The 23223-nt window shown below is 63.8% G+C and carries 20 protein-coding genes and 1 pseudogene; 10 read left to right on the top strand and 11 right to left on the bottom strand.

Annotation, left to right across the window (positions count from 1 at the left end):
- Nucleotides 1-34: 34 nt before the first annotated feature.
- From ACVMIM_RS07190 to ACVMIM_RS07170, 5 genes are read right to left on the bottom strand one after another with little or no spacing between them, the layout of a single operon-like run.
- Complete coding sequence (locus tag ACVMIM_RS07190) at nucleotides 35-859, bottom strand: dipeptide ABC transporter ATP-binding protein (protein ID WP_476111375.1); 825 nt, start codon at nucleotides 857-859, stop codon at nucleotides 35-37.
- Nucleotides 856-1707, bottom strand: a complete 852-nt coding sequence (locus ACVMIM_RS07185; protein ID WP_476111374.1) for an ABC transporter ATP-binding protein — start codon at nucleotides 1705-1707, stop codon at nucleotides 856-858. The genes ACVMIM_RS07190 and ACVMIM_RS07185 overlap by 4 nt, the downstream gene beginning before the upstream one ends.
- Complete coding sequence (locus ACVMIM_RS07180; protein ID WP_442920177.1) at nucleotides 1707-2618, bottom strand: ABC transporter permease subunit; 912 nt, start codon at nucleotides 2616-2618, stop codon at nucleotides 1707-1709. Before ACVMIM_RS07180 ends, ACVMIM_RS07185 begins: the two co-directional genes overlap by 1 nt.
- Nucleotides 2619-3626, bottom strand: coding sequence for an ABC transporter permease subunit (locus ACVMIM_RS07175; RefSeq protein WP_040993867.1), 1008 nt, complete (start codon nucleotides 3624-3626; stop codon nucleotides 2619-2621).
- A 50-nt stretch (nucleotides 3627-3676) separates the two neighbouring features.
- Complete coding sequence (locus ACVMIM_RS07170) at nucleotides 3677-5275, bottom strand: ABC transporter substrate-binding protein (RefSeq protein ID WP_040993865.1); 1599 nt, start codon at nucleotides 5273-5275, stop codon at nucleotides 3677-3679.
- 458 nt (nucleotides 5276-5733) lie between these two features.
- On the opposite strand from ACVMIM_RS07170, the gene ACVMIM_RS07165 reads away from it, so the two are divergent.
- The 6 genes from ACVMIM_RS07165 to ACVMIM_RS07140 all read left to right on the top strand — a co-directional run bounded on the left by ACVMIM_RS07165 (nucleotide 5734) and on the right by ACVMIM_RS07140 (nucleotide 11272).
- A complete protein-coding gene (locus ACVMIM_RS07165) occupies nucleotides 5734-7674 on the top strand; it encodes a long-chain-fatty-acid--CoA ligase (RefSeq protein ID WP_476111373.1) in 1941 nt (646 codons plus the stop codon).
- The gene (locus ACVMIM_RS07160; protein ID WP_476111372.1) at nucleotides 7671-8384 is read left to right on the top strand and encodes a class I SAM-dependent methyltransferase; all 714 of its coding nucleotides are present in this window, start codon (nucleotides 7671-7673) and stop codon (nucleotides 8382-8384) included. Before ACVMIM_RS07165 ends, ACVMIM_RS07160 begins: the two co-directional genes overlap by 4 nt.
- Before the next feature lie 150 nt (nucleotides 8385-8534).
- Nucleotides 8535-9413, top strand: a complete 879-nt coding sequence (locus ACVMIM_RS07155; protein WP_476111371.1) for an alpha/beta fold hydrolase — start codon at nucleotides 8535-8537, stop codon at nucleotides 9411-9413.
- A gap of 38 nt (nucleotides 9414-9451) precedes the next feature.
- Nucleotides 9452-9778: a hypothetical protein gene (locus tag ACVMIM_RS07150; protein ID WP_040993861.1), complete on the top strand. Its 327-nt coding sequence runs from the start codon at nucleotides 9452-9454 to the stop codon at nucleotides 9776-9778.
- Nucleotides 9779-9787: 9 nt separating this feature from the next.
- Nucleotides 9788-10684: a DMT family transporter gene (locus tag ACVMIM_RS07145; RefSeq protein ID WP_476111370.1), complete on the top strand. Its 897-nt coding sequence runs from the start codon at nucleotides 9788-9790 to the stop codon at nucleotides 10682-10684.
- Nucleotides 10685-10696: 12 nt separating this feature from the next.
- On the top strand, nucleotides 10697-11272 hold the full coding sequence (locus ACVMIM_RS07140; RefSeq protein WP_476111369.1) for a CGNR zinc finger domain-containing protein: 576 nt from the start codon (nucleotides 10697-10699) through the stop codon (nucleotides 11270-11272).
- A gap of 55 nt (nucleotides 11273-11327) precedes the next feature.
- Here ACVMIM_RS07140 and ACVMIM_RS07135 read toward each other — a convergent pair whose 3' ends face one another.
- Complete coding sequence (locus ACVMIM_RS07135) at nucleotides 11328-12053, bottom strand: HAD family hydrolase (RefSeq protein ID WP_040993856.1); 726 nt, start codon at nucleotides 12051-12053, stop codon at nucleotides 11328-11330.
- Nucleotides 12054-12058: 5 nt separating this feature from the next.
- Nucleotides 12059-13702, bottom strand: a complete 1644-nt coding sequence (pgi, locus tag ACVMIM_RS07130) for a glucose-6-phosphate isomerase (protein ID WP_476111368.1) — start codon at nucleotides 13700-13702, stop codon at nucleotides 12059-12061.
- A 431-nt stretch (nucleotides 13703-14133) separates the two neighbouring features.
- On the opposite strand from pgi, the gene pdxR reads away from it, so the two are divergent.
- On the top strand, nucleotides 14134-15627 hold the full coding sequence (pdxR, locus tag ACVMIM_RS07125) for a MocR-like pyridoxine biosynthesis transcription factor PdxR (RefSeq protein WP_040993852.1): 1494 nt from the start codon (nucleotides 14134-14136) through the stop codon (nucleotides 15625-15627).
- A gap of 219 nt (nucleotides 15628-15846) precedes the next feature.
- Complete coding sequence (locus ACVMIM_RS07120) at nucleotides 15847-17436, top strand: trimethylamine methyltransferase family protein (protein WP_476111367.1); 1590 nt, start codon at nucleotides 15847-15849, stop codon at nucleotides 17434-17436.
- Nucleotides 17437-17482: 46 nt separating this feature from the next.
- On the opposite strand, the gene ACVMIM_RS07115 is transcribed toward ACVMIM_RS07120, so the two are convergent.
- Together ACVMIM_RS07115 and ACVMIM_RS07110 are read right to left on the bottom strand one after the other, a co-directional pair.
- Complete coding sequence (locus ACVMIM_RS07115) at nucleotides 17483-17881, bottom strand: hypothetical protein (RefSeq protein WP_476111366.1); 399 nt, start codon at nucleotides 17879-17881, stop codon at nucleotides 17483-17485.
- 124 nt (nucleotides 17882-18005) lie between these two features.
- Nucleotides 18006-19811, bottom strand: coding sequence for an IlvD/Edd family dehydratase (locus tag ACVMIM_RS07110; protein WP_476111365.1), 1806 nt, complete (start codon nucleotides 19809-19811; stop codon nucleotides 18006-18008).
- 152 nt (nucleotides 19812-19963) lie between these two features.
- Here ACVMIM_RS07110 and ACVMIM_RS07105 point away from each other — a divergent pair, with 152 nt between their 5' ends.
- Nucleotides 19964-20413: an SRPBCC family protein gene (locus ACVMIM_RS07105; protein WP_476111364.1), complete on the top strand. Its 450-nt coding sequence runs from the start codon at nucleotides 19964-19966 to the stop codon at nucleotides 20411-20413.
- A gap of 22 nt (nucleotides 20414-20435) precedes the next feature.
- Here the strand turns inward: ACVMIM_RS07105 and ACVMIM_RS07100 are convergent, their stop codons facing one another.
- Entirely contained in the window at nucleotides 20436-21611 is a 1176-nt protein-coding gene (locus ACVMIM_RS07100) for an Mrp/NBP35 family ATP-binding protein (RefSeq protein ID WP_476111363.1), read from the bottom strand.
- A gap of 204 nt (nucleotides 21612-21815) precedes the next feature.
- Between ACVMIM_RS07100 and ACVMIM_RS07095 the strand changes: the two genes are divergently transcribed.
- A complete protein-coding gene (locus ACVMIM_RS07095; protein WP_476111362.1) occupies nucleotides 21816-22193 on the top strand; it encodes a VOC family protein in 378 nt (125 codons plus the stop codon).
- A 24-nt stretch (nucleotides 22194-22217) separates the two neighbouring features.
- On the opposite strand, the pseudogene ACVMIM_RS07090 reads toward ACVMIM_RS07095, so the two are convergent.
- Nucleotides 22218-23223: pseudogene (locus tag ACVMIM_RS07090) on the bottom strand (inorganic phosphate transporter).

Raw genomic sequence — 23223 nt, 5'->3', positions numbered from 1 at the left:
TGGGCTAGCGCCCTTTACGAGGACGAAGCAGACGTCAGGCCGCCTTCTTCGCCAGCCTCGCCTTGATGCTGGCGATGTCGGCGCGCGGCGTCGCGGCGAACAGCGTCTTGGTGTAGGCGTGCTTGGGGTCGGAGAAGACCTCGTCGCGCGGGCCATATTCGACGGCTTCGCCGAAATACATCACCATCACATCGTCGGCGATGTAGCGCACCACCGACAGGTCGTGGCTGATGAAGACATAAGTCAGCTGGAATTCGTCCTGCAGGTCGGCGAGCAGGTTCAGCACCTGCGCCTGCACGGACAGGTCGAGCGCCGAGACCGGCTCGTCCAGCACCAGAAGGCTCGGGTTCAGCATCAGCGCGCGGGCAATGGCGATGCGCTGGCGCTGGCCACCCGAGAACATGTGCGGATAGCGGTTGTAGTGCTCCGGTCCGAGGCCGACCTTTCTCAGCATCTTCATCGCGAGGTCGCGCCGCTCCTCGGCCGGCCTGTCGGTGTTGATCAGGAGCGGCTCGCCGAGCACGTCGCCGATCTTCTGGCGCGGATTGAGCGAGCCATAAGGGTTCTGGAAGACGATCTGCACCTTGCGGCGCATTTCCTTGGTGAGCCCGTCCCTGGCGATGTCGACCTTGTTGCCGTCGATGAAGAGCTCGCCGGAGGTGGCCGGATCGATCAGCGTGATGATACGGGCGAGCGTGGACTTGCCGCAGCCGGACTCGCCGACGATCGCCAGCGTCTTACCCTTCTCGACGCTGAAGGAGACCCCCTTCACCGCATGCACGGTGCGCGCGCCGCGGAACAGGCCGCCCCCGATATGGTAGTCGCGCTTGATGTCCTTGCCCTCGACGACCTTGGTCATGCGCCGGCTCCCGAGGGTGCGGGCTCGAACAGCATGTCGGAGACGGTCGGCAGCCGGTCGCCGACGGCGTTCTCCGGCAGTGCCGAGAGCAGCGCGCGCGTGTAGTTGCTCTTCGGCGATTCAAAGAGCGACAGCACGTCGGCCTCTTCCATCTTGCGGCCCTTGTACTGGACGATGACGCGGTCGGCGGTCTCGGCCACCACGCCCATATTGTGGGTGATCATGATCAGGCCCATGCCGTATTTGGCCTGCAGCGAGACCAGTAGGTCGAGGATCTGCTTCTGGATGGTGACGTCGAGCGCCGTCGTCGGCTCGTCGGCGATCAGGAGTTTCGGGTTGCAGGCGATCGCCATGGCGATCATGACGCGCTGGCACTGGCCGCCCGACATCTGGTGCGGGAAGGAGTTGAGCCGCTCCGCCGGTTCCGGAATGCCGACCTGCTTGAAAAGTTCGATGGCGCGCGCCCGGCGCTGGGCCTTGTCCATGCCCATGTGGAAGCGCAGCACTTCCTCGATCTGGAAACCCACGGTGAAGCAGGGGTTGAGGCTGGCGATCGGCTCCTGGAAGATCATGGCGATGTCCTTGCCGATGATCTTGCGGCGGTCGGCCGGGCTGATCTTCAAAAGGTCGCGGCGGTTGAAGGTCATGCGCTCGGCGGTGACGGTGGCAGTCCATGGCAGCAAGCCCATCACGGCCAGCATCGACACCGACTTGCCGGAGCCGGATTCGCCGACGATGGCAAGCACCTCACGCTCGTCGACATGGAGCGAGACGCCATCGACGGCGCGGAACGGGCCCGACGCGGTCTGGAATTCGACGACGAGATTCTGGATGTCGAGCAGAGCCATCACGACCTCCTGAGCTTGGGATCGAGGGCGTCGCGCAGGCCATCGCCGATCAGGTTGATGGCAAGCACGGTGATGAGGATGGCGAGACCGGGGAAGGTCACCACCCACCAGGCACGCAGGATGAATTCGCGCGCCGAGGCAAGCATTGTGCCCCATTCCGGCGTCGGCGGCTGCGCGCCGAGGCCGAGGAAGCCGAGCGCGGCGGCTTCGAGGATCGCGTTGGAGAAGGACAGCGTGCCCTGCACGATCAGCGGCGCTAGGCAGTTGGGCAGGATGGTGCGGAGCATCAGTCTGAGGTGTCCGGCACCTGCGACCTTTGCCGCCACGACATATTCGCGGCTCTTCTCGGCCATCACGGCGGCGCGCACCAAACGGGCGAAATGCGGCTGCAGCACCAGCGCGATCGCCAACATGGCGTTGAACAGGCCGGGGCCGAGGATGGTGACAAGGACCAGCGCGAGCAGCAGCGACGGGAAGGCCAGGATCAGGTCCATGACGCGCATGATCGCAACGTCGACCCAGCCGCGGAAATAGCCTGCCAAGAGGCCGAGGGTGATGCCGCCGGTGAGCGCCAGCGTGACGACCACCGCGCCGATCAGCAGCGAGAAGCGGGCGCCATAAAGCAGGCGCGAAAGGATGTCGCGGCCGACCGGATCCGTGCCCAGCAGATATTGCGTCGAGCCCCCTTCCTGCCAGGCAGGCGGCCTGAGGAAGGCGGCCTTGTCCTGGATGTCGGGCGCGTAGGGCGCGAGCAGCGGCGCGAAGAGCGCTGCGAGCACCAAAAGGATGAACACGAACAGGCCGATGACGGCGCCGCGGTTCACGGCGAAATAATGCCAGAACGTCTTGAAGCCGGTCAGACGATCCGGGCTGCCGGCGGCCATCGGGGCGATTTCTGTCGACTGGCTCATTTACGCTGCCCTGATGCGCGGGTTGATGACGGCATAGAGCACATCGACGATGAGGTTCACCGCCATGACGATGAGCGCGATCAAAAGCAGACCCGACTGCACGACGACGTAGTCGCGCTTGAAGATGGAATCGACCATCCATTTGCCGATGCCCGGCCAGGCGAAGATGGTCTCGGTGAGGATGGCGCCCGCGAGCAGCGTGCCGACCTGCAGGCCGATGGTGGTGACGACCGGAATCAGCGCGTTGCGCAGCGCGTGCACGCCGATAACGCGCGCCGCCGAAAGGCCCTTGGCGCGCGCGGTGCGGACATAGTCCTCGCCCAGCACCTCAAGCATGGCCGAGCGCGTCTGGCGCGCGATCACCGCCAGCGGAATGGTGCCGAGCACGATCGAGGGCAGCACAAGGTGGCTGAGCGCGGAGCGGAACGCATCCCATTTGCCATAAAGCAGGCTGTCAATGGTCATGAAGCCGGTGATCGGCTTGAGGAAGAACTGCAGGCCGATGCGGCCCGACACCGGCGTCCAGCCGAGATAGCCGGAAAAGAAGATGATGAGCAGCAGGCCCCACCAGAAGATCGGCATCGAATAGCCGACAAGTGCGGTACCCATCAGCGACTGGTCGAACCATGAGCCGCGCTTGACGGCGGCGAAGATGCCGGCGGGAATGCCGATCACCATGGCGAAGATCATGGCGAAGAAGGACAGTTCCAGCGTCGCCGGGAAGAGCGTCTTGAACTCCTCCAAGACCGGGCGCTTGGATGAAATGGAAACGCCGAAGTCGCCGGTGGCCACCTCACGGACATAGCGCGCGTATTGCTCCCAGATCGGCAGGTTGTAGCCGAACTGTTCCTTGAGCTCTTCGTAGCGGGCGGGAGCGACGCCATGCTCGCCGGCCATGGCGAGGATCGGATCGCCGGGCAGCAGCCGGACAAAGGCGAAGGCGCAGATGGTGATGCCGACCAGGGTCGGGATCAGAAGTGCGATTTTGTTGAGAAGATATCGGAGCATCGTCAAATGAAACGGGGCGGCGCAAACTTGCGTCGCCCCGTTCGCAAATATTACTCGGACTTGTCAACACCGTCGAAACGGTGAATGCCGAGCGGGTCCATCTTGAAGCCGGTGACGTTGTTGCGAACGACCGCGTAGACCTGGCTGTGAGCCAGCAGGAAGGCGGGCGCTTCCTTCGCGAAGATCACCTGGGCCTGCTCATAGAGCTTGGTGCGCTCGGCCTGGTCGCTGGTCTTCTTGGCCTTCTGGATCAGGTCCTCGAAGTCCTTGTCGCACCAGCTCGAATAGTTCGAGACGCCGATGGCGGAGCAGGCGAAGAGGGTGGCGAAGAAATTGTCCGGATCGCCATTGTCGCCGGTCCAGCCGATCTGGAAGGCGCCCGGACGGTCCTTCTTCTTGCCTTCCTCGCGATACTTCGTCCACTCGTAGTTGACGATGTTGGCCTTGACGCCGACCTTGGCCCAGTCAGCCTGGATCAGCTCGGCGGCGCGCTGGAAGTTCGGGTTGTAGGGACGCACGCGGTCCGCGGCCCAGAGCTGGATCTCCTTCAGCCCGGCATCGGCCAGCACCTTCTTGGCCGCTTCCGGGTTGTAGGTGTCGGTCTTCACGTCCTTGTTCCACGACCACATGGTCGGCGGGATCAGGTTTTCGGCCGGCGTGGCGCCGGCGTCCTGGAACAGGGACTTGATCAGGGCTTCCCGGTCGATCGCCTGGTTGAGCGCATGGCGAACCTCGGGCTTGTCGAGCGGCGGGATCGTGGTGTTGTAGCTCATATAGCCGATATTGAGGCCGGCCTGGTCGAGCAGAGTGACGTCCTTGTTGGCCTTGATGGTGGCGATGTCGGCCGGGTTCGGATAGGGCGCGATGTCGCATTCGCCGGCCAGCACCTTCTGGATGCGGGCGGTCGCGTCAGGCGTGATGGCGAAGACGAGATCGTCGATCTTTTCCTTGCCCTTGAAGTAGTCGGGGTTCGCCGCATAGCGGATGACCGAATCCAGCTGATAGTCGACGAACTGGAACGGACCGGTGCCGATCGGCTTGGTCGAGAAGTCGGCCATCTTGCCTTCCTTCTCAAGCTGGTCGGCATATTCCTTCGACACGATCGAGGCGAAGTCCATGCCGAGATTGGCCAGCATCGGCGCATTCGGCTCAGTCAGCGTCAGCTTGACGGTGAGGTCGTCGACCTTCTCCCACTTGGCGACATATTTCGGCATGTCCATGCCGGTGTAATAGTCCCAGGTCAGGTTCGGCAGATACTTGTCGCCATTCCACGGATTCTGCTTGTTGAACTGCCGATCGAAGGAGAAGACGACGTCATCGGCGTTGAGGTCGCGCGTCGGCTTGAAATAGTCGGTGGTCTGGAACTTCACGCCCGGATGCAGATGGAAAGTATAGACCAGGCCATCGTCTGAAATTTCCCATTTGTCGGCGAGACCAGGCTCGATCTCTGTGCCACCGTGCTTGAATTCGACCAATCGCGAATAGACGGTGCGCGAAGATGCGTCGAAGTCGTTGCCGCCGGTCGTCGTGCCGGGATCGAAATTAGCCGGCGACGCTTCCGAGCAATAAACGAGCGTCTTGGCGCTGGCCATGCCGCTGAGGACGCTTGCAGCCAGCAACGCGGCTGCAAAAGCCATTGTCTTTTTCATTGAGCACTCCCTGATGTTCTCCCAAGCCCCTCTATCAGGCTCGCGAAGGGCGCATATAAGCACCGTTTCTTCGCCTTTGGAACACCTCGTTTGCGTACCCTACGGGAAGCAGGAAAAGAATCTACCCTTTGCTCAAATCGTGGAAAAAACGAGTAGTTTTTTCTGCTCACGACATTGTTAACGACGGCGATTTTTTATTGATCGGCACCTGCCGAAATGGCGAAGCGAGACATGCCTGCCCCGGATCGCCCCGCCGCCCAGGCACGAGCGGGAAGCGACTGAAGCACGGGATTTCGATGGCAGATCTTTCCCCGCATTGCCGCTGGGGCAAGACTTGCACGGTCGCGGATAGAGGCAATACATAGATGATGGGCGGGATTTCCCGGAAAATCCGGACCGGCGTGGAGGACGCTTCTTTCAGAGGCGGCGCCCAGATTGAAGGCGACAGGGAGAGACAGGTGGCAAAAGCAGCCAAGACGACAGCCCCGGCGAAAGCAAAGGCCAAGGCCGCCGCCGAAAGCGATGCGCCCAAGGCTGCGAAGGCGGCGCCTGCCAAGGCAGCCGCAAAGCCGGCCACTGCCAACTCCGCGGTGGCAAAGACCAGGGCCGCAACCGCGAAAGCCGACAAGCCGGAACCCGCAAAAGCGGAGGCCGCCAAGCCGGCCGCAACCAGGCCCGCCTCGAAGGGCTTGCCGAAGGAGATCACCGAGCTCACCGTCGGCCTGCCGGAAAAGCCATGGCTGAAAAGCTATCCGAAGAACATGCCGGCCGAGATCGGCACCCTGCCCTACAAGTCCATCGGTGAGTTCCTTGTCGGCGCCTGCAAGCAATTCGCCGGGCAGCCGGCCTTCGTGTGCATGGGCAAGTCGATCACTTATGCCGAGCTCGAGCGGCTGTCGGCCGCGTTCGGCGCCTATCTGCAAGCGAGAGGCCTGGAGAAGGGCGCGCGTGTGGCGCTGATGATGCCGAACGTGCTGCAATATCCGGTGGCGATGATGGGCATACTGCGCGCCGGCTACACGGTGGTGAACGTCAACCCGCTCTACACACCGCGCGAACTGGAATACCAGCTGAAGGATTCCGGCGCGCAGGCGATCGTCATTCTCGAGAACTTCGCCGGCACGCTGCAGGCGGTGATTGCCAGGACGCCGGTCAAGCATGTCATCGTCGCCGCCATGGGCGACATGCTGGGCGGCCTCAAGGGCGCCATCGTCAACCTCGTCGTGCGGCGGGTGAAGAAGATGGTTCCGGCATGGTCGCTGCCCGGCCACGTCAAGTTCAATGCCGTGCTCAAGACCGGCGCGACCATCGCCTTCAAGCCGCCCACGGTCTCCGGCGACGACATCGCCTTCCTGCAATATACGGGCGGCACCACCGGTGTCTCGAAGGGCGCTGTGCTGCTGCATCGCAACGTGCTTTCGAACGTTGCGCAGAACTCGCTGTGGGTGGAGGACGCCTACACGGTGAAGCCCAAGCCGGCGCATCTCAACTTCATCTGCGCGCTGCCGCTCTATCACATTTTCGCGCTGACGGTGAACGCGCTGATGGGCATGCAGCAGGGCGCGCAGAACGTGCTGATCCCCAACCCGCGCGACATCCCGGGCTTCGTCAAGGAACTGGCGAAATACCCGATGCACATCTTTCCCGGCCTCAACACGCTGTTCAACGCGCTGCTCAACAATGAGGAGTTCCGCAAGCTGGATTTCAAACCGCTGGTCCTGACGCTGGGCGGCGGCATGGCGGTGCAGAAGGGTGTGGCCGAGCGCTGGAAGGCGCTGACCGGCTGCCCGGTGAGCGAAGGCTACGGACTGTCCGAAACCTCGCCGGTGGCGACCGCCAACAAGTTCAGCTCGGCCGATTTCACAGGCACGATCGGCCTGCCGCTGCCTTCGACCGAAATCGCCATCCGCGACGACGACGGCAACAACGTGCCGCTCGGCGAAGTGGGCGAGATCTGCATCCGCGGCCCGCAGGTGATGGCCGGCTATTGGAACCGGCCCGACGAGACCGCCAAGGCGATGACCAAGGACGGCTTCTTCAAATCCGGCGACATGGGCTTCATGGACGAGCGCGGCTACACCAAGATCGTCGACCGCAAGAAGGACATGATCCTGGTCTCCGGCTTCAACGTCTATCCGAACGAACTGGAAGAGGTGGTGGCGCATCACCCGGGCGTGCTGGAAGTGGCGGCCATCGGCGTGCCGGACGAGCATTCCGGCGAAGTGCCTAAATTGTTTGTGGTCAAGAAGGACGCGGCGCTCACCGTCGAAGTCCTGATGGCTTACTGCCGCGAGCACCTGACCGGCTACAAGCGGCCGCGATATATCGAGTTCCGCACCGAGCTGCCGAAGACCCCGGTCGGCAAGATCCTGCGGCGGGCGTTGCGGGACCAGGCTTGAGCGATCATTCCGCCGGCAAGACATGGTCACGCAGCAGGCGGCTCAATCCGGCGGACTTCATCAAGACGAACATGCGGCTGGCGCCGGTGCCGTCAGTACGGGAGGTCCAGCTCTATCAGGCTCATCCCGGCAGCGGTCTGCGGCGGCTGCTCGAACCGGACGACGACAACGACGGAATTGAGGCCGAGCCGCAGCCGCCTTACTGGGCCTATGCCTGGGCCGGCGGCGCCGTGCTGGCCCGCTACATCCTGGACCGCCCTTCGATCGTCGCCGGCAAGCGGGTGCTCGATCTCGGCGCTGGCTCGGGACTGGTCGGGATCGCGGCGGCAAAAGCGGGGGCGCGCATGGTGATCTCGGCGGAGATCGACCGTAACGGCGTGGCGGCGCTCCGCCTCAATGCGGAAGCCAACGGCGGCGCCATCCAGATACGCGATGAGGACGTCACCGCCGGTCCGCCACCGGCGGTCGACCTTGTGCTGGCGGGCGACGTTTTCTACGCGCAGGATGTCGGACAGCGGATGGCGCCGTTCCTCGACCGATGCCTCGCCGCCGGGATCGATGTGCTGGTCGGCGATCCCGGTCGCGCCTGGCTGCCCCGGTCGCGGCTCTGCCTGCTCGGCGAATACCACGTGCCGGATGTCGGCGGAAACGGTGGCAGCGAGCCCAGGCCCAGCGCGGTGTTCGCCTTTGTTCCGATAAAGGGCGGCTAAAAAGTCCAGCAATCGCCCCTCGCCTCACATCGGGGCGCGAAAGATCATGCAGCGCTTCCTTCCTTGGTTCCGCCGGGCGAAGTTCGGAACAAGAACCAGCTAAACCCGTTTCGCCAGTTCTAACAGATAGAGCGAAAAGACGGAGCGGTCATGGAAATCCACGACACAAGCCACCGTCGATTGAAAATCGGCGACCACACAATATTCCTGCGGGAAGCAGGACCTCCCGATGCTCCGGTCCTTCTTTTGCCGCATGGCTACCCGTGCTCGTCTTACCAGTTCAGGCGCCTGATGCCGGGCCTGGCCGATCGCTGGCGGACAGTAGCATTCGACTGGCCTGGATTCGGCTACAGCGACACACCGGATCCCGCGGAGTTCAACTATGATTTCAATTCCTATGCCGATGTTCTCGCTGACTTCGCCGACGCGCTGCATTTGGAGCGTTATGCACTCTGGCTCCACGACTACGGTTCTCAGATCGGCCTCCGTCACGCGATAGCGCATCCGAACAGGATCGCGGCGCTGATCATCCAGAACGGCGACATTTACGAGGACGCCCTCGGACCGAAATACGACACGATCAAAGCGTGGTGGGCGGACAAATCGGTCGAGAGACACCGTCCGCTCGAAGAAGCGGTGAGCGAGGAGGGATTCCGCAAGGAGTTCATCGGCGAGATCTCCGAGGAAGTCGCCAGCCGCGTTCCTCCCGATCTGTGGAAGCTGCATTGGCCGCTGATGAACACGAGTGTCCGGAAGGCGGTGTCGGTCCGGCTGATGGAAAAGCTTGAACAGAATATCGAATGGTTCCCGCGATACCAATCCTATCTGCGCGAGCACCGACCGCCGACGCTGATCGTGTGGGGCCCGCAGGATGGCTACATGCCCGAACAGTCGGCGCTCGCCTATCGGCGCGATCTCCCGGATGCGGAACTCCGCATCCTTGATGACGCCGGCCATTGGCTGCTGGAAACACATTTCGAGGAAGCTTTGCGGCTCGTGCGCGACTTCCTCTCGCGAACGCTGCCGTAAGACGGCTCCCTGCGAAATCTAGAACACAGGAGACGAACATGGCCACAAAGCCAACCATCGCACGCATCTGGCGCGGCCGAACCCGTCGCGACGTCGCGAACAGCTACGAACCGTATCTGAAGGCAGAGGGCATTCCTCCGCTTCAGCAGGTGGCGCTCGGCGTCCAACTCTTTCGGGAGGACCGGGAAGAGGAGACCTGGTTCACGACCATCTCCTACTGGCCTGACATCGAGGCGATGACCGCTTTCACCAAGGGCGACCCGATCAAAGTCCATCATCTCGACCGCGACGCCGAATTTCTGATCGAGTTGCCCGAGCGCATCGAGATCCACCGCATCCTCGTCGACGATCAGGATCTGCGCTGAGATCGCCCTATGAGCAATTTCGCGCTGTTCGGCCTTATGGCGCTGATCTGGGGGCTGACCTGGGCCGCCATCAAGATTGGCCTGGAGGCGGGCGTCCCCCCAATTCTTCTGGCGGGACTGCGCTATCTGCTGACTGCGGGAATCCTCGCATTTTGGACACATGGAGCGTTTTCAGCCTTCACGGAAGGCCGGGCGCCACGAGTCATCGTGTCGGCCCTGCTGACGAATGCCGGAACCTATGGACTGTTGTTCTGGGGCATGCAAACGGTCCCGTCCGGCCTGTCCGGCCTGGTCAATCTCGCACTGGTTCCGGTGCTTCTTTTTGGCTTGGCAGTCGTGCTCGGAGAAGAGCGGCCTACCTGGCGGCACGGCCTGGCGCTGGCGCTCGGCTGCACAGGCCTCTTTGGCCTGTTCTGGACGCGTCTTGCCGAGCAGGAATCCGGAAACGGGCTGGGGCTTGCCGCGATCGTGGCGGGCACGGCGTGCTACTGCGTGGGGAGTGTCGTCGCACGGCCGCTGATCGGCCCGATCAAACCTCTGACGCTCACGGCGATCCATGCCGTTCTCGGCGGCGCGGCGCTGATCGTCGTCTCGTTCCTTTTGGGCGAGGTTTCGGCGACGCCAGCAGCGACGATCGATGTCGTTCCGGCTGCGGCCAGCCTGTTGTTCCTCTCCCTCCTCGGAACCATCGTAGCCTATACGATCTATCTGCGCCTGCTTAAAAAATGGGGCACCGCACGTGCCGGGCTCTACGCCTTTATCTCGCCCATCGTTGCACTGGCCGTAGGCGTTTGGCTCTTCGGCGAAAAGGTCGGAGCGGCCGAGATCGGCGGCGCCGTGCTGTTGTTGGTAGCAGCAGGATTAGCGCTTTTTAGACGCGACCGCGCCGACCCAGCGAGGAATTGAAGGCCGTCGCCAATGTCATTTCCCCATCGTATCGCCGGCAACCTGGCCCTTGACTTCGCTAACACCGTCAGTCGGCGAGGCACCGACCGGGAAGTCGACCATTTCGCGACGGCGGCGGACATCCTGGCGTGGTCGAGGCAAACCGGGCTGATCGACGATGATTTCGCTCTTCGTTCGACCGACCACAAGGCTTTCGTCAAAGACGTTCTCGCCCTTCGCAGCGCTATAACCGACGCCGGCTCGGCAATCGCTCACGGCGGCGAACCTCCGGCTGCTGCGCTCGACACAATCCGAAAATATGCGGCCGAGGCACTTAGGACCGCCGCGCTCGCCGGGTCGCCGGTATCGTTGCATTTCCGAGGCGCCAACCGCGTTACCGGGACAATCGCATGGGCGGCCCTCGATTTGCTTCGCGGCGACGAACTATCGCGCCTCAAACAATGCCCGCCGGATGATTGCCGCTGGCTTTTCATAGATCGCACGAAAAACGGTTCGCGACGCTGGTGCGACATGAATAGCTGCGGCAATCGGGCCAAGAAGCAGTCGCATCTGACAATGCCGGATCTAGGCGTTTCACCGAGACGGTGAACCGCTCAATCTTCTTGTCTCTTAGGCAATTCCGGACGAAAACCGCGTCTCAGCTCTAGCCCGCCGGCACGTTCACCCGCGCGGCAAGGAAATCCGGCAGGTCGGCGACCGAATCCAGAACGACGTCCGCCATCGGCGCCAGCGAGTCGCGCGTGCCGGTGCCGGAGAGCACGCCCACCGCCAGGCCGCAGCCGCCGGCGCGCGCCATCTCCAGGTCATGGCGATTGTCGCCGACCATGGCGATCTCGCCCGGCTTCAACCCGGTCAGGTCGCAGAAGGCGACGACCGTGTCGGGCGCCGGTTTGGAGTTCGCCACGGCGTCGTAGCCGAAAGCGGCATCGAAAAGCTGCGCGATGCCGAGCGTGGCGAGTGTCTTTTCGGCGCCGCTGGTCGAATCATTGGTGGCAACGCCCATCCGATAGGAGCGGCTGTGCAAGGTCCGAAGCGACTCCACGATGCCCGGCAGCGCCACGGCCATGGCCGACCCTTGCGCCGAAGTGATCTCGTTGAAGCGGGAGACGGCCAGTAGCTGGTCCTCGTTGGACAGGCGCGGAAACCAGAGCTCGACGACATCCATGTTCGAGCCGGAGGCGAAGATCGAATCGGGCTTGAAGCGCTTGGTGGCGAAGTCGAAGCCGGCGGCGGCGAGCAGCCGGTCGGCTTTCCAGCGGTCGCCCTCGGCGGCGTCCATCGCCATGAAGTCGGCTATTCCGAGCCAGGTTGCGTTGAAGTCGACAAGCGTGCCGTCCTTGTCGAACAAGATCCCCTTGATATCCGCCAATCCTTTTACTCCACGCCACGCAATTGGTGGATATGAGCCACCAGTCCGGCAGTCGAGGCGTCGCGTTTTGCGGCAGTCTCCTTGCCTTCTACGACAGGCAGCAGACCCGTCGCCAGTTCCTTGCCGAGTTCGACGCCCCATTGGTCGAAGGAATTGATGTTGAACAGCGTGCCTTCGACGAAGACGCGATGCTCATAGAGCGCGATGATTCGGCCCAATGTGCGCGGATCGAGCTTGCGGTAGAGGATGGTGAGCGACGGGCGGTTGCCGGAGAAGACGCGGTGCGGCGCGATGCGGTCGACATCGGCCGGCTTCATGCCCTTGGCCAGCAACTGCGCGCGCGCCTCTTCCAACGTGCGGCCCTTCATGAAGGCCTCCGACTGCGCCAGGCAGTTGGCGAGCAAGAGATCATGCTGGTGCTTCAGTTCGGGCTCGTGACCTATCGCCGCGGCGAGGAACTCGACGGGGATGAAGTCGGTGCCCTGATGCAAGAGTTGGAAGAAGGCATGCTGGCCGTTGGTGCCGGGCTCGCCCCAGACCAGCGGGCCGGTCGGCGTGGCGGCCGCGGTGCCGTCCAGCGTGACGCTCTTGCCGTTCGATTCCATGTCGAGCTGCTGCAGATAAGCGGGCAGGCGCGACAGGCGCTGGTCGTAAGGGATGACGGCGCGGGCCGGATATTTGCAGACGACGCGATGCCACCAACCGATCAGGCCCAACAGTACCGGAAGGTTCTTTTGCATCGGCGCCGAGCGGAAATGGTCGTCCATCTCATGCGCGCCGTCGAGGAAGGCTCGGAAGTTGCGCGGGCCGACGGAAATCATCACCGGCAGGCCGATGGCGCTCCAGACCGAATAGCGGCCGCCGACCCAGTCCCAGAAGCCGAAGACGCGGTCCTTTTCGATGCCGAATTTCGCCACAAGGTCGAGCGCGGTCGAGACGGCGGCGAAGTGCCTGCCGACCGCCTCCTTGCCCAGCGCCTTCTGAACCCAGTCGCGCGCGGTCTCGGCATTCGTCATCGTCTCGACCGTGGTGAAGGTCTTGGAAGCGATGATGAACAAGGTCGTTTCCGCCGACAGGCCCTTCAGCGTGTCATGGATATGGGCGCCGTCGACGTTGGAGACATAATGCGCGCGCGGCCCGTCATGATAGGGCGCTAGCGCCAGTGTCACCATCGCCGGGCCGAGGTCGGAGCCGCCGATGCCGATGTTGACGATGTCGGTGATCTTCTTGCCGGTGGCGCCGGCTGCCTTGCCGGAGCGGATGGCGTCGGCGAAGGCGCCCATGGCGTCGAGCACGGCGATCACATCGGCCTTGGTGTCCTGGCCGTCCACGATCACGCTCTTGCCGGTCAGGTTGCGCAGCGCAGTGTGCAGCACGGCGCGGTTCTCGGTGATGTTGATCTTCTTGCCTTCGAACATGGCGGCGCGGCGTCCCGCGAGATCGGCGGCATCCGCGAGCTTCTCCAGCATCGTCATCGTGTTCGCGTCGACGGCACATTTCGACCAGTCGAGCAGAAGATCGCCATCGGTGGCGGAGAATGTCTCGAAGCGCTTGGGATCGGCGGCGAAGGCCTCGCGCATCGAGCCCTTGGCCGCCGCGCGCTGGTCGCGCAAGGCGGCAAGTTGCTTGTCGAAGGATGGCTGGTCCACTGGCGGGCTCCTGGCGGGTTTTAGACCATTTTAACAGGCCGGATGTTTCCGGCGCATGTCGGCGCGTCATTCTATTGAGCCGATTTCCATTTCGTTCAAGCGCGGCTTTGCCGCACTGCATCACGCTTTGATGAGGGCGGTCTTGGACGGTGAGGGTGCGGGAATTTTCACCGCGAGGGTGGGGAGCGCGATGGGCGACGGAGCTGCGCGTCGCGCCGCGACGATGCTTCGCGTCGCGCTTGGGTGTTGCCGCGACGATGCTTCGCATCGCGCTTAGACGCGGGGCGACGATGCTTCGCATCGCGCCTTGATAGATCACTGGCATAAATCCCAGCGATCAGAAAAATTGATTGGCGCAACCCCTTATGCCACCCATACACTCCACTGGTCCAGCCAAGTGAAAACAGCTGGCCATCCGAGGAAGAATTCCCATGCCACAGCGCAATGACACGGCCATATGGTCCGGCCTGTTCCGGATTTCGGCTGAATCCGGCCAAACCCTCCAGGCGCAGATCCGCCAGGCGATCGTCGCGGCCATTCTCGACCGGCAGATCGCCGCCTCGATGCCGCTGCCGTCCTGCCGAATTCTCGCGGAAAAACTTGGGGTTGCCCGCGGCACGGTGGTGCTCGCCTTCCAGCAGCTGGTCGACCAGGGCTTCCTGGTGGCGCGCGAGCGGCGCGGCCATTTCGTCAATCCGGACGTGCTGGCCACCCCCGCCAAGCCGCACCAGAAGGCGCCTGACCAGCAAAACGAGATCGACTGGAAGGCGCGCAGGCAGATCGCTGCCAGCGACATGCCGCCGCCGGCCAAGCACGACAACTGGATCAAGTCCTCCTACCCGTTCGTCTACGGCCAGTTTGACCCGGCGCTGTTCCCGACTGCCGAATGGCGCGAATGCAACCGCATGGCGCTCGCCGTGCTCGAGATCCGCAACTGGGCGTCCGACATGGTGGATCGCGACGATCCGCTGCTGATCGAGCAAATCCAGGCCAGGCTTCTGCCGCGCCGCGGCATCTTCGCCAATCCGGACGAGATCATCGTGACGCTGGGCGCGCAGAACGCGCTCTATATGCTGGCTTCGCTTTTGATGACCAAGGGCTCGAAAGTGGCGATGGAAGACCCCGGCTATCCGGACGCCCGCTCGATCTTTCGGCTGGCCGGCGCCGATATCCAGCCGGTTCCGGTCGACCAGTCGGGCATCGTCACCTCGGCGATCCCCAGCGATTCCGGCTTCGTCTTCGTCACGCCCAGCCACCACTGCCCGACCATGGTGCCTTTGTCGGCGGAGCGGCGGCAGGATCTTTTGGCACGGGCCAACCGCAACAACCAGATCATAATCGAGGACGGCTATGACAGCCAACTCCTCGACGAGGCGCCGCAGCAGGCGCTGAAGAGCCTCGACCGCTCGGGCCGCGTCATCTATGTCGGCTCGATGTCGAAGACGCTGGCTCCGGGCCTCCGGCTTGGCTACATCGTCGCCTCCGCGGGGCTGATCGCCGAGCTTCGCGCGCTGCGCCGCTTCATGCTGAGGCACCCGCCTGCGAACAACCAGCGCGCGGTGGCGCTGTTTTTGTCGCTCGGCCATCACGAGGCGCTGGTGCGCAGGCTTTCCGCCGCATTCGACGAGCGGCGCAAGCGTCTGGTCCATGCGATTTCCGCTTTCCTACCAGAGTGGCGCTCGACCGACTCGGCGGGTGGCACATCGCTCTGGCTGGAGGGCCCGCGCGGCACCGATTCACGCGGCCTGGCGGAAGCCGCCGCTTCGCGCAGCGTCATCATCGAACCCGGCGACCGATTCTTCGACCGCAGCGAAAAGCCCTCTCGTTTCATGCGCTTGGGCATCTCCTCGATCTCGCTGCAGCATATCGAGCCGGGTATCCGCGAACTCGCCACCGCCGCCGGACGCAGGCCGGCGGCCGCGTGATCGCCACAGAAGTCCCGAAAAAGAGCCGGCCCGGGCCGGCTCTTTTCGTTTTGACGCACTCCTGTTGCTTTAGGACCCTGGCATATTCGACGGAAATGACTGGCCCATAGGCTGCACCAATGCCGGCGGCATAGTCGGGGCCAGAAGGGGACGAGACAGCCGATGGTGGACCAACCGCCGCGGATCGCCTCGCAGATAAGACAAAGGTGGAGTGCTTCCATGTCAGTGGCTCTCGAGAAGCAGGAATCGTCGTCGGACCAGCGTTCGCGGCGGTCCGGCGGGCGCGAAGCGCGGCGCGCGATGCGCGCCGCGCCCTTGGCCGACGACATCCGTCCGGTGCGGGCGGGGCTTGAAGGTGGCAGCTATGGCCCATTGAGCCAGAACGACCGGGAACGCATCCACGAAGCGGTGCTGACGCTCCTGGAGACGGTCGGCTTCGCCAATGCCATTCCGTCCTGCACCGAAGCACTGACTCGGGTCGGCGCCACCTATGGCGACGACGGCCGCATCCGGTTGCCCCGCGCGCTCGTGCTGGACACGATCAAGAAGGCGGCGCGCAACTTCACCCTCTACGGCCAGGATCCGAAGCACGACATGCTGATCCAAGGCAAACGCGTGCATTTCGGCACGGCGGGCGCGGCGGTGCATCTGGTCGACGTCGAGAAGCGCGAATATCGCGAATCGCTGCTGCAGGATCTCTACGACGCCGCCCGTCTAGTCGACGGGCTGGACAACATCCATTTCTTCCAGCGCACCATGGTGCCGCGCGATATTCCCGACCCGCTCGATATGGATTTCAACACGCTCTATGCCTGCGTGATGGGGACATCCAAGCATGTCGGCACCTCGTTCACCGTGCGCGAGAACGTCAAGCCGGCGCTGGAAATGCTCTATGCGATCGCCGGCGGCGAGGAGAATTTCCGGGCGCGGCCCTTCGTATCGAACTCGAACTGCTTCGTCGTGCCGCCGATGAAGTTCGCCGAGGATGCCTGCGGCGTGCTGGAGGCCTGCGTCGAAGGCGGCATTCCGATCCTGCTTTTGTCGGCCGGCCAGGCTGGCGCCACGGCACCTGCAGCGATCGCCGGCGCCGTCGTGCAGGCGGTGGCCGAAGTGCTGATGGGCCTGGTCTATGTCAACGCCATCAAGCCCGGACATCCGGCGATCTTCGGCACCTGGCCCTTCGTCTCGGACCTCAGAACCGGCGCCATGTCCGGCGGCTCGGCCGAGCAGGCGGTGCTGACGGCGGCCTGCGCGCAGATGGCGCAATATTACGACCTGCCCGGCGGCTCGGCCGCCGGTATGTCGGACTCGAAGCTGCCCGACATCCAGGCCGGTTACGAGAAGGGCATCACCAATGTCATGGCGGGCTTGTCCGGCCTGAACCTGGTCTATGAATCGGCCGGCATGCATGCCTCGCTGCTCGGCTTCTGCCTCGAAAGCCTGATCATCGACAACGACATGCTCGGACACTGCCTGCGCTGCGTGCGCGGCGTCGAGGTGACCGACGACGCGCTGTCGATCGACACCATCGCCGATGTCTGCCTCAAGGGTCCCGGACACTATCTCGGCAACGATCAGACGCTGAAGCTGATGCAGACCGAGTATTTCTATCCCGCCGTCGGCGACCGTTTCTCGCCCAAGGAATGGAACGAAAAGGGCCGGCCCGACATCCTGTCGCGGGCTATCGCGGAGAAGAAGCGCGTGCTTGCCGAGTGTTTCCCGCGCCATGTCTCGCGCATTCTCGACGACAAATTGCGCGCCCGCTTCGGCGAGATGATCAAATTGCCGCGCAGCAAGATGGGCGGCTAGGACACCTTGATATTTCGGTGAGGCCGGCCTCACCGTTCTGCTCAAGTCACTCGGCGCTCAGTCCGTAGTGCTCGACCACTTCTGGATTGATCAGCTTGGCGTGCAGCGTCATCAGCACGATTTGCGCGTCGAAACTGTCGCCGGCCTCCAGCGCCGCCTCGATACGGCGCTCGACCTCCAAGGTCGGATCGCGGCCATTGGCCTGCTCGAACACCTGTGGCCCGGCGACGCAGTAGCCGCAAAGCTGCGCAACGGATCGATAGGCGCCCGCCGGCGGCTCATCCGGCCAGCGGTCCTTCATCAGATTGACGATGGTGAGCTTCACGCCCTCCGGCACCAGGGCCGGGTGCAGGTCGGCCGCACGCAATGCCTGGTCGAGCTGGCGCAAGTCGCCCGAGCGGCCGAACATGCCGAGAAAGCCGAGGGAAGAACGCCGTTTCGCCATGGTGGTCTCTTCTTCGTGAAGCGCTGAGACCAGGCTTATCTGTGGGCGCTACGGAGCCGAAACAAGGGCATGAGTAAGGGCGGCCCGCCGTCCGCAAGCCGCCCTTCGATCGAGCCAAACAAGTTCAGTGATTGTCGCGCGGCACGCCGCTGGCGTGCGCGACGTCCTGGTACTTCACCGCCGGCTTCAGCACCATGCCGGCCGAAAACTGGTCGACCATGCCGCGCTGGATCTCCTGCCACGGCGTCTGGTGCTTGGGATAGTGATAGCCACCATTGCCCTGCAGCGCGGCGCGCCGCCTGGCGATCTCCTCGTCGCTGACGAGGATGTTGGCGGTGCCCTTCTTCAGGTCGATACGGACGCGGTCGCCGGTCTTCAGCAGCGCCAAGCCGCCGCCGATCGCGGCTTCCGGCGAGGCGTTGAGGATCGAAGGCGACCCGGAGGTGCCGGACTGGCGGCCGTCGCCGATGCAGGCCAACGAATGGATGCCCTTCTTGATGAGGTAAGCCGGCGGCTGCATGTTGACCACCTCCGCGCCGCCCGGATAGCCGACTGGACCGGCGCCGCGCATGAACAGGATGGTGTGCTCGTCGATGCCCTGCGCCGGATCGTCAATGCGGGCGTGGTAATCCTCCGGCCCATCGAAAACCATGGCGTTGCCTTCGAAGGCCTCCGGATCGTTCGGATTGGAGAGATAGCGCTCGCGGAACTCCGGCGAGATGCCGCTGGTCTTCATGATCGCGGAATCGAACAGATTGCCCTTGAGATTAATAAAGCCGGCATTGGCCTTGAGCGGCTTGTCGGCGCTGCGAATAACGTCGTGATTCTCGTTGACCGCGTCACGGCAGTTGTCGCCGATCGACTTGCCATTGGCGGTGATCGCATCGGGATGCGGCAACAGCCCGGCCTTCATCAATTCGGCGACGACCGCCGGCACGCCGCCGGCATGGTGATAATCCTCGCCGAGATATTCGCCCGTCGGCTGCAGGTTGACGAGCAACGGCACGTTGAGGCCGATGTTCTGCCAGTCGTCATTGTCGAGCGGCACGGCAAGATGGCGGGCGATCGCATTGAGGTGGATCGGCGCGTTGGTCGAGCCGCCGATGGCCGAGTTGACGACGATGGCGTTCTCGAAGGCCTGACGCGTCATGATGTCGGACGGCTTCAGGTCTTCATGCACCATGTCGACGATGCGCTTGCCGGTCTCGTAGGCGATCTGGCCGCGCTCGCGATAGGGCGCGGGAATCGCGGCTGAGCCGGGCAGTTGCATGCCCAGCGCCTCGGCCAGTGAGTTCATCGTCGTGGCGGTGCCCATGGTGTTGCAATAGCCGGTCGACGGCGCCGAGGAGGCGACGATGTCCATGAACTCGTCATAGTCGATCTCGCCGGCCGACAGGCGCTGGCGCGATTCCCAGACGATGGTGCCGGAGCCGGTGCGCTTGCCGTGGTGCCAGCCATTGAGCATCGGGCCGACCGACAGCGCGATGGCCGGAATGTTGACGGTGGCCGCCGCCATCAGCAGCGCTGGCGTGGTCTTGTCGCAGCCGATGGTGAGCACGACGCCGTCGAGGGGATAGCCGTAAAGTACCTCGACCAGGCTGAGATAGGCGAGGTTGCGGTCGAGCGCCGCGGTGGGGCGCTTGCCGGTCTCCTGGATAGGGTGGCACGGGAACTCGAAGGGAATGCCGCCCATCGAGACGATGCCTTCGCGCACGCGCTTGGCGAGCTCGATATGATGCCGGTTGCAGGGCGAGAGGTCGGAGCCGGTCTGGGCGATGCCGATCAGCGGCTTGCCCGACATCAGCTCGGCGCGTGTCAGGCCGTAATTGAGGTAACGCTCGAGATAGAGCGCCGTCATGCCCGGATTGTCGGGATTATCGAACCACTCCTGGGAGCGAAATTTCTTCTTCTTGGTGGGGGCGCCTGCCATGGTGGTCTCCGTATTTGTATGACAAATCGATATGACAACGCGCGAGCGCAAGCAAGAGGCAGGCGCTGCCGGAACCCGGACTTTGGTGCGATAGACTTGTTTCGGCCCGCGCGCTACGACCAATCGGCATCGGCAAAATCGGGGAGGTCTTGATGGCTTTGGTGATCGAAGGCGAGGAGCGGATCGCCGCACCCGTGGAAAAAGTGTGGGACGCCCTTAACGACCCGGAGATCCTGAAAGAAGCCATTCCCGGCTGCCAGAGCCTCGAGAAGAATTCGGACACGGAGATGGCGGCGACCGTGGTGCTCAAGATCGGGCCGATCAAGGCGACCTTCAACGGAGCGGTGACGCTGAAGAACCTCATGCCGCCGCATTCCTATACCATCCAGGGCGAAGGCAAGGGCGGCATCGCCGGCTTTGCCAAGGGCGGCGCCGACGTGACGCTGACCGCCGACGGGCCGGACGGGACGGTCCTCAAATACGCCGCCAAGGCCGAGGTCGGCGGCAAGATCGCGCAGCTCGGCAGCCGTCTGATCGAATCGACGTCGAAAAAGCTCGCCGGGCAATTCTTCTCCACCTTCGGCGAAAAGGTGAGCGCCTGACCCTTCCCGTGGACGGGAGGGATCACTCGAACACGATGCTCGGCACCGCGGCTTCGGCCGCGCCGCGCTCTTCCTGGACCCGATCCCAGACCTTCGAGGCGATCTCGCGGTAGATTTTCGCCTCCGCACCCTCCGGCTTGGAGGCGACGACCGGCGCGCCGGTATCCGAGCTTTCGCGAATGCCCATTTCCAGCGGCACCTCGCCGAGGAAGGTGACGCCGAGGCGTTCGGCCTCGCGACGCGCGCCGCCATGGCCGAAAATGTCGTAGCGCTTGCCAGTGTCGGGCGCGAGGAAATAGCTCATGTTCTCGACGATGCCGAGCAGCGGCACGTCCACCTTCTTGAACATGTTGAGGCCCTTGCGCGCATCGATCAGCGCCAAGTCCTGCGGCGTCGAGACGATGACGGCGCCCGCAAGCGGCACCTGCTGGGCCATGGTGAGCTGGGCGTCGCCGGTGCCGGGCGGCATGTCGACCACCAGCACGTCGAGCGGACCCCACTCGACCTCGCGTAGCATCTGCGTCAGCGCCGACATCACCATCGGGCCGCGCCAGATCATCGGCGTCTCCTCATCGACGAGGAAGCCCATCGACATCACCTTGAGGCCGTAATTCTGCATCGGCTTGAGGATCTTGCCGTCGACGGTCTGCGGCCGGCCGTGGATGTTGAGCAGCCTGGGCATGGACGGGCCGTAGATGTCGGCATCGAGCACGCCGACCTTCAGCCCGTTGGCGGCAAGGCCGAGCGCCAGGTTGACCGCGGTGGTCGACTTGCCGACGCCGCCCTTGCCGGAGGCGACAGCGATGATGGCGTCGATGCCTGGCACGCCGCGCTTGCCGTGGCTCTGCGATGCGGGCGCGTGCGGCGCGGCGCGCTGCGGCGCCGGCTGCGGAGCGGCGGGCCGCGGGGCAGCCGGGCGCGGCGGTACCGGCGCTTCCATGCCGCCGCCCTTCTTCTCCGCGGTCAGCGCGACGACGGCGCTGGCGACGCCGGGGATAGCCTTCACCGCGCGCTCGGCGGCGGCGCGCAATGGCTCCAGCTCCTGGGCACGGGCGGCGGGAACGGTGATCGAGAAGAAGACCTTGGAATCGGCTATGAAAATCTCCGAGACCATGCCGAGGTCGACGATGTTGCCGGTGAAGTCCGGCCCGTTCACCGTCTTCAGGCGCTCGATGACGGATTCCTTGGTGATGGACATGACATTTCCTCGGGGCTTTGGCGTTCCAGATAGTGCAGTTTGCCGGCAGAACCAAGCCGTGGCGCAATGGCCCGCCCGGCGTGCCCCGGAAAGCGACGGATGACGTCGGATTTGCATCGGGATTAGCTTCGGGCCTGGTAATGGTCAAACGACCTGCCCGCGCTATCTCCAGTGCCACCACGACAATCTGTGAAGGAGACCGTCATGCTGCAAAACAGCAATGCGACAGCCAATCTCGCGGTGAAGGACTTGGGCAAGGCCAAGGCGTTCTACGAAGGAACGCTCGGCCTCAAACAAGTAGACGACATGGGCGGCGAGTTGGTCGTCTACCAGAGCGGCGACACGCTTATCAACGTCTACCATTCGCAATTCGCCGGCACCAACAAGGCGACGGCGGTGACTTGGGCGGTCGGCGACCAGATCGGTGCGATCGTCAAATCGTTGAAGTCGAAGGGCGTCACTTTCGAGCATTACGACATGCCCGGGCTGTCGCTCGAGGGCGACCTCCATGTCGGTTACGGCATGAAGGTCGCCTGGTTCAAGGATCCGGACGGCAATATCCTGAACCTGGTGGGCGAATAGGACGCGGCGGCGACCCGGGCCGCCTCATGCGGCCAGTCGCGTCGCGAGATAGGTCAATGCCGAAATTGCCGCCGTCGCCGGCAAGGTGATCACCCAGGCGACGACGATGTTGCCAGCGATACCCCAGCGCACGGCGGAGACGCGACGAGCGGCGCCGACGCCGATGATGGCGCCGGTGATGGTGTGCGTCGTCGAGACCGGGACACCGAGCCAGGTGGCGGCGAACAGCGTGATGGCGCCGCCGGTCTCGGCGCAGAAACCCTGCATGGGGTTCAGCCGCGTGATCTTCGATCCCATGGTGTGGACGATGCGCCAGCCGCCGAACAGCGTGCCCAGAGCCAGCGCCGACTGACAGGTGAGGACCACCCATAGCGGTACGTGGAAAGTCGGGCCGAGCACACCTTGCGAATAGAGCAGCACGGCGATTATGCCCATGGTTTTCTGCGCGTCGTTGCCGCCATGCCCCAGCGAATAAAGCGAGGCGGAAAAGAACTGCAGCACGCGAAACGTATTGTCGACCGCGAACGGCGTCTGGCGCACGAACAGCCAGGAGACGACGAGAACCAGGACGAGCGCCAGCACGAATCCGGTCGCCGGCGAGAGCACGATGGCCGCGACCGTCTTGCCGAGCCCGGACCAGACGATGGCGCCGGTTCCGGCCTTGGCAACGCCCGCGCCGACCAACCCGCCGATCAGCGCGTGCGAGCTGCTCGACGGAATGCCGGCGACCCAGGTGACGATGTTCCAGACGATGGCCCCGACGAGCGCGGCAAAGATCACCGCCGGTGTGACGATGCTGGGGTCGATGATGCCTTTTCCCACCGTCTCGGCGACATGCAGGCCGAAAGAACAGGAAGGCAATGAAATTGAAGAAAGCCGCCCAGAACACAGCGTAATGCGGCCTGAGCACACGGGTGGAGACAATGGTCGCGATCGAGTTGGCGGCATCGTGCAGGCCGTTGAGGAAGTCGAAGAACAGCGCCACGGCGACGAGGCCGACCAGCAGGGGAAAAGCGATCGCGGCTTCCAT

The sequence above is a fragment of the Mesorhizobium sp. USDA 4413 genome (genome assembly GCF_056280365.1).
Note: the sequence above shows the minus strand (reverse complement) of the source record. Positions and strands in the feature narration are given on the sequence as shown.

Excerpts from the sequence above, each read along its gene's own strand:
- ACVMIM_RS07145 (WP_476111370.1), top strand. The coding sequence starts at position 9,788 with ATGAGCAATTTCGCGCTGTTCGGCCTTATGGCGCTGATCTGGGGGCTG.
- ACVMIM_RS07110 (WP_476111365.1), bottom strand. The coding sequence starts at position 19,811 with ATGGCAGGCGCCCCCACCAAGAAGAAGAAATTTCGCTCCCAGGAGTGG.
- ACVMIM_RS07150 (WP_040993861.1), top strand. The coding sequence starts at position 9,452 with ATGGCCACAAAGCCAACCATCGCACGCATCTGGCGCGGCCGAACCCGT.
- ACVMIM_RS07175 (WP_040993867.1), bottom strand. The coding sequence starts at position 3,626 with ATGCTCCGATATCTTCTCAACAAAATCGCACTTCTGATCCCGACCCTG.
- ACVMIM_RS07140 (WP_476111369.1), top strand. The coding sequence starts at position 10,697 with ATGTCATTTCCCCATCGTATCGCCGGCAACCTGGCCCTTGACTTCGCT.
- ACVMIM_RS07095 (WP_476111362.1), top strand. The coding sequence starts at position 21,816 with ATGCTGCAAAACAGCAATGCGACAGCCAATCTCGCGGTGAAGGACTTG.
- ACVMIM_RS07115 (WP_476111366.1), bottom strand. The coding sequence starts at position 17,881 with ATGGCGAAACGGCGTTCTTCCCTCGGCTTTCTCGGCATGTTCGGCCGC.
- ACVMIM_RS07105 (WP_476111364.1), top strand. The coding sequence starts at position 19,964 with ATGGCTTTGGTGATCGAAGGCGAGGAGCGGATCGCCGCACCCGTGGAA.
- ACVMIM_RS07170 (WP_040993865.1), bottom strand. The coding sequence starts at position 5,275 with ATGAAAAAGACAATGGCTTTTGCAGCCGCGTTGCTGGCTGCAAGCGTC.
- ACVMIM_RS07100 (WP_476111363.1), bottom strand. The coding sequence starts at position 21,611 with ATGTCCATCACCAAGGAATCCGTCATCGAGCGCCTGAAGACGGTGAAC.
- ACVMIM_RS07155 (WP_476111371.1), top strand. The coding sequence starts at position 8,535 with ATGGAAATCCACGACACAAGCCACCGTCGATTGAAAATCGGCGACCAC.
- pdxR (WP_040993852.1), top strand. The coding sequence starts at position 14,134 with ATGCCACAGCGCAATGACACGGCCATATGGTCCGGCCTGTTCCGGATT.
- ACVMIM_RS07180 (WP_442920177.1), bottom strand. The coding sequence starts at position 2,618 with ATGAGCCAGTCGACAGAAATCGCCCCGATGGCCGCCGGCAGCCCGGAT.
- ACVMIM_RS07120 (WP_476111367.1), top strand. The coding sequence starts at position 15,847 with ATGTCAGTGGCTCTCGAGAAGCAGGAATCGTCGTCGGACCAGCGTTCG.
- ACVMIM_RS07190 (WP_476111375.1), bottom strand. The coding sequence starts at position 859 with ATGACCAAGGTCGTCGAGGGCAAGGACATCAAGCGCGACTACCATATC.
- ACVMIM_RS07185 (WP_476111374.1), bottom strand. The coding sequence starts at position 1,707 with ATGGCTCTGCTCGACATCCAGAATCTCGTCGTCGAATTCCAGACCGCG.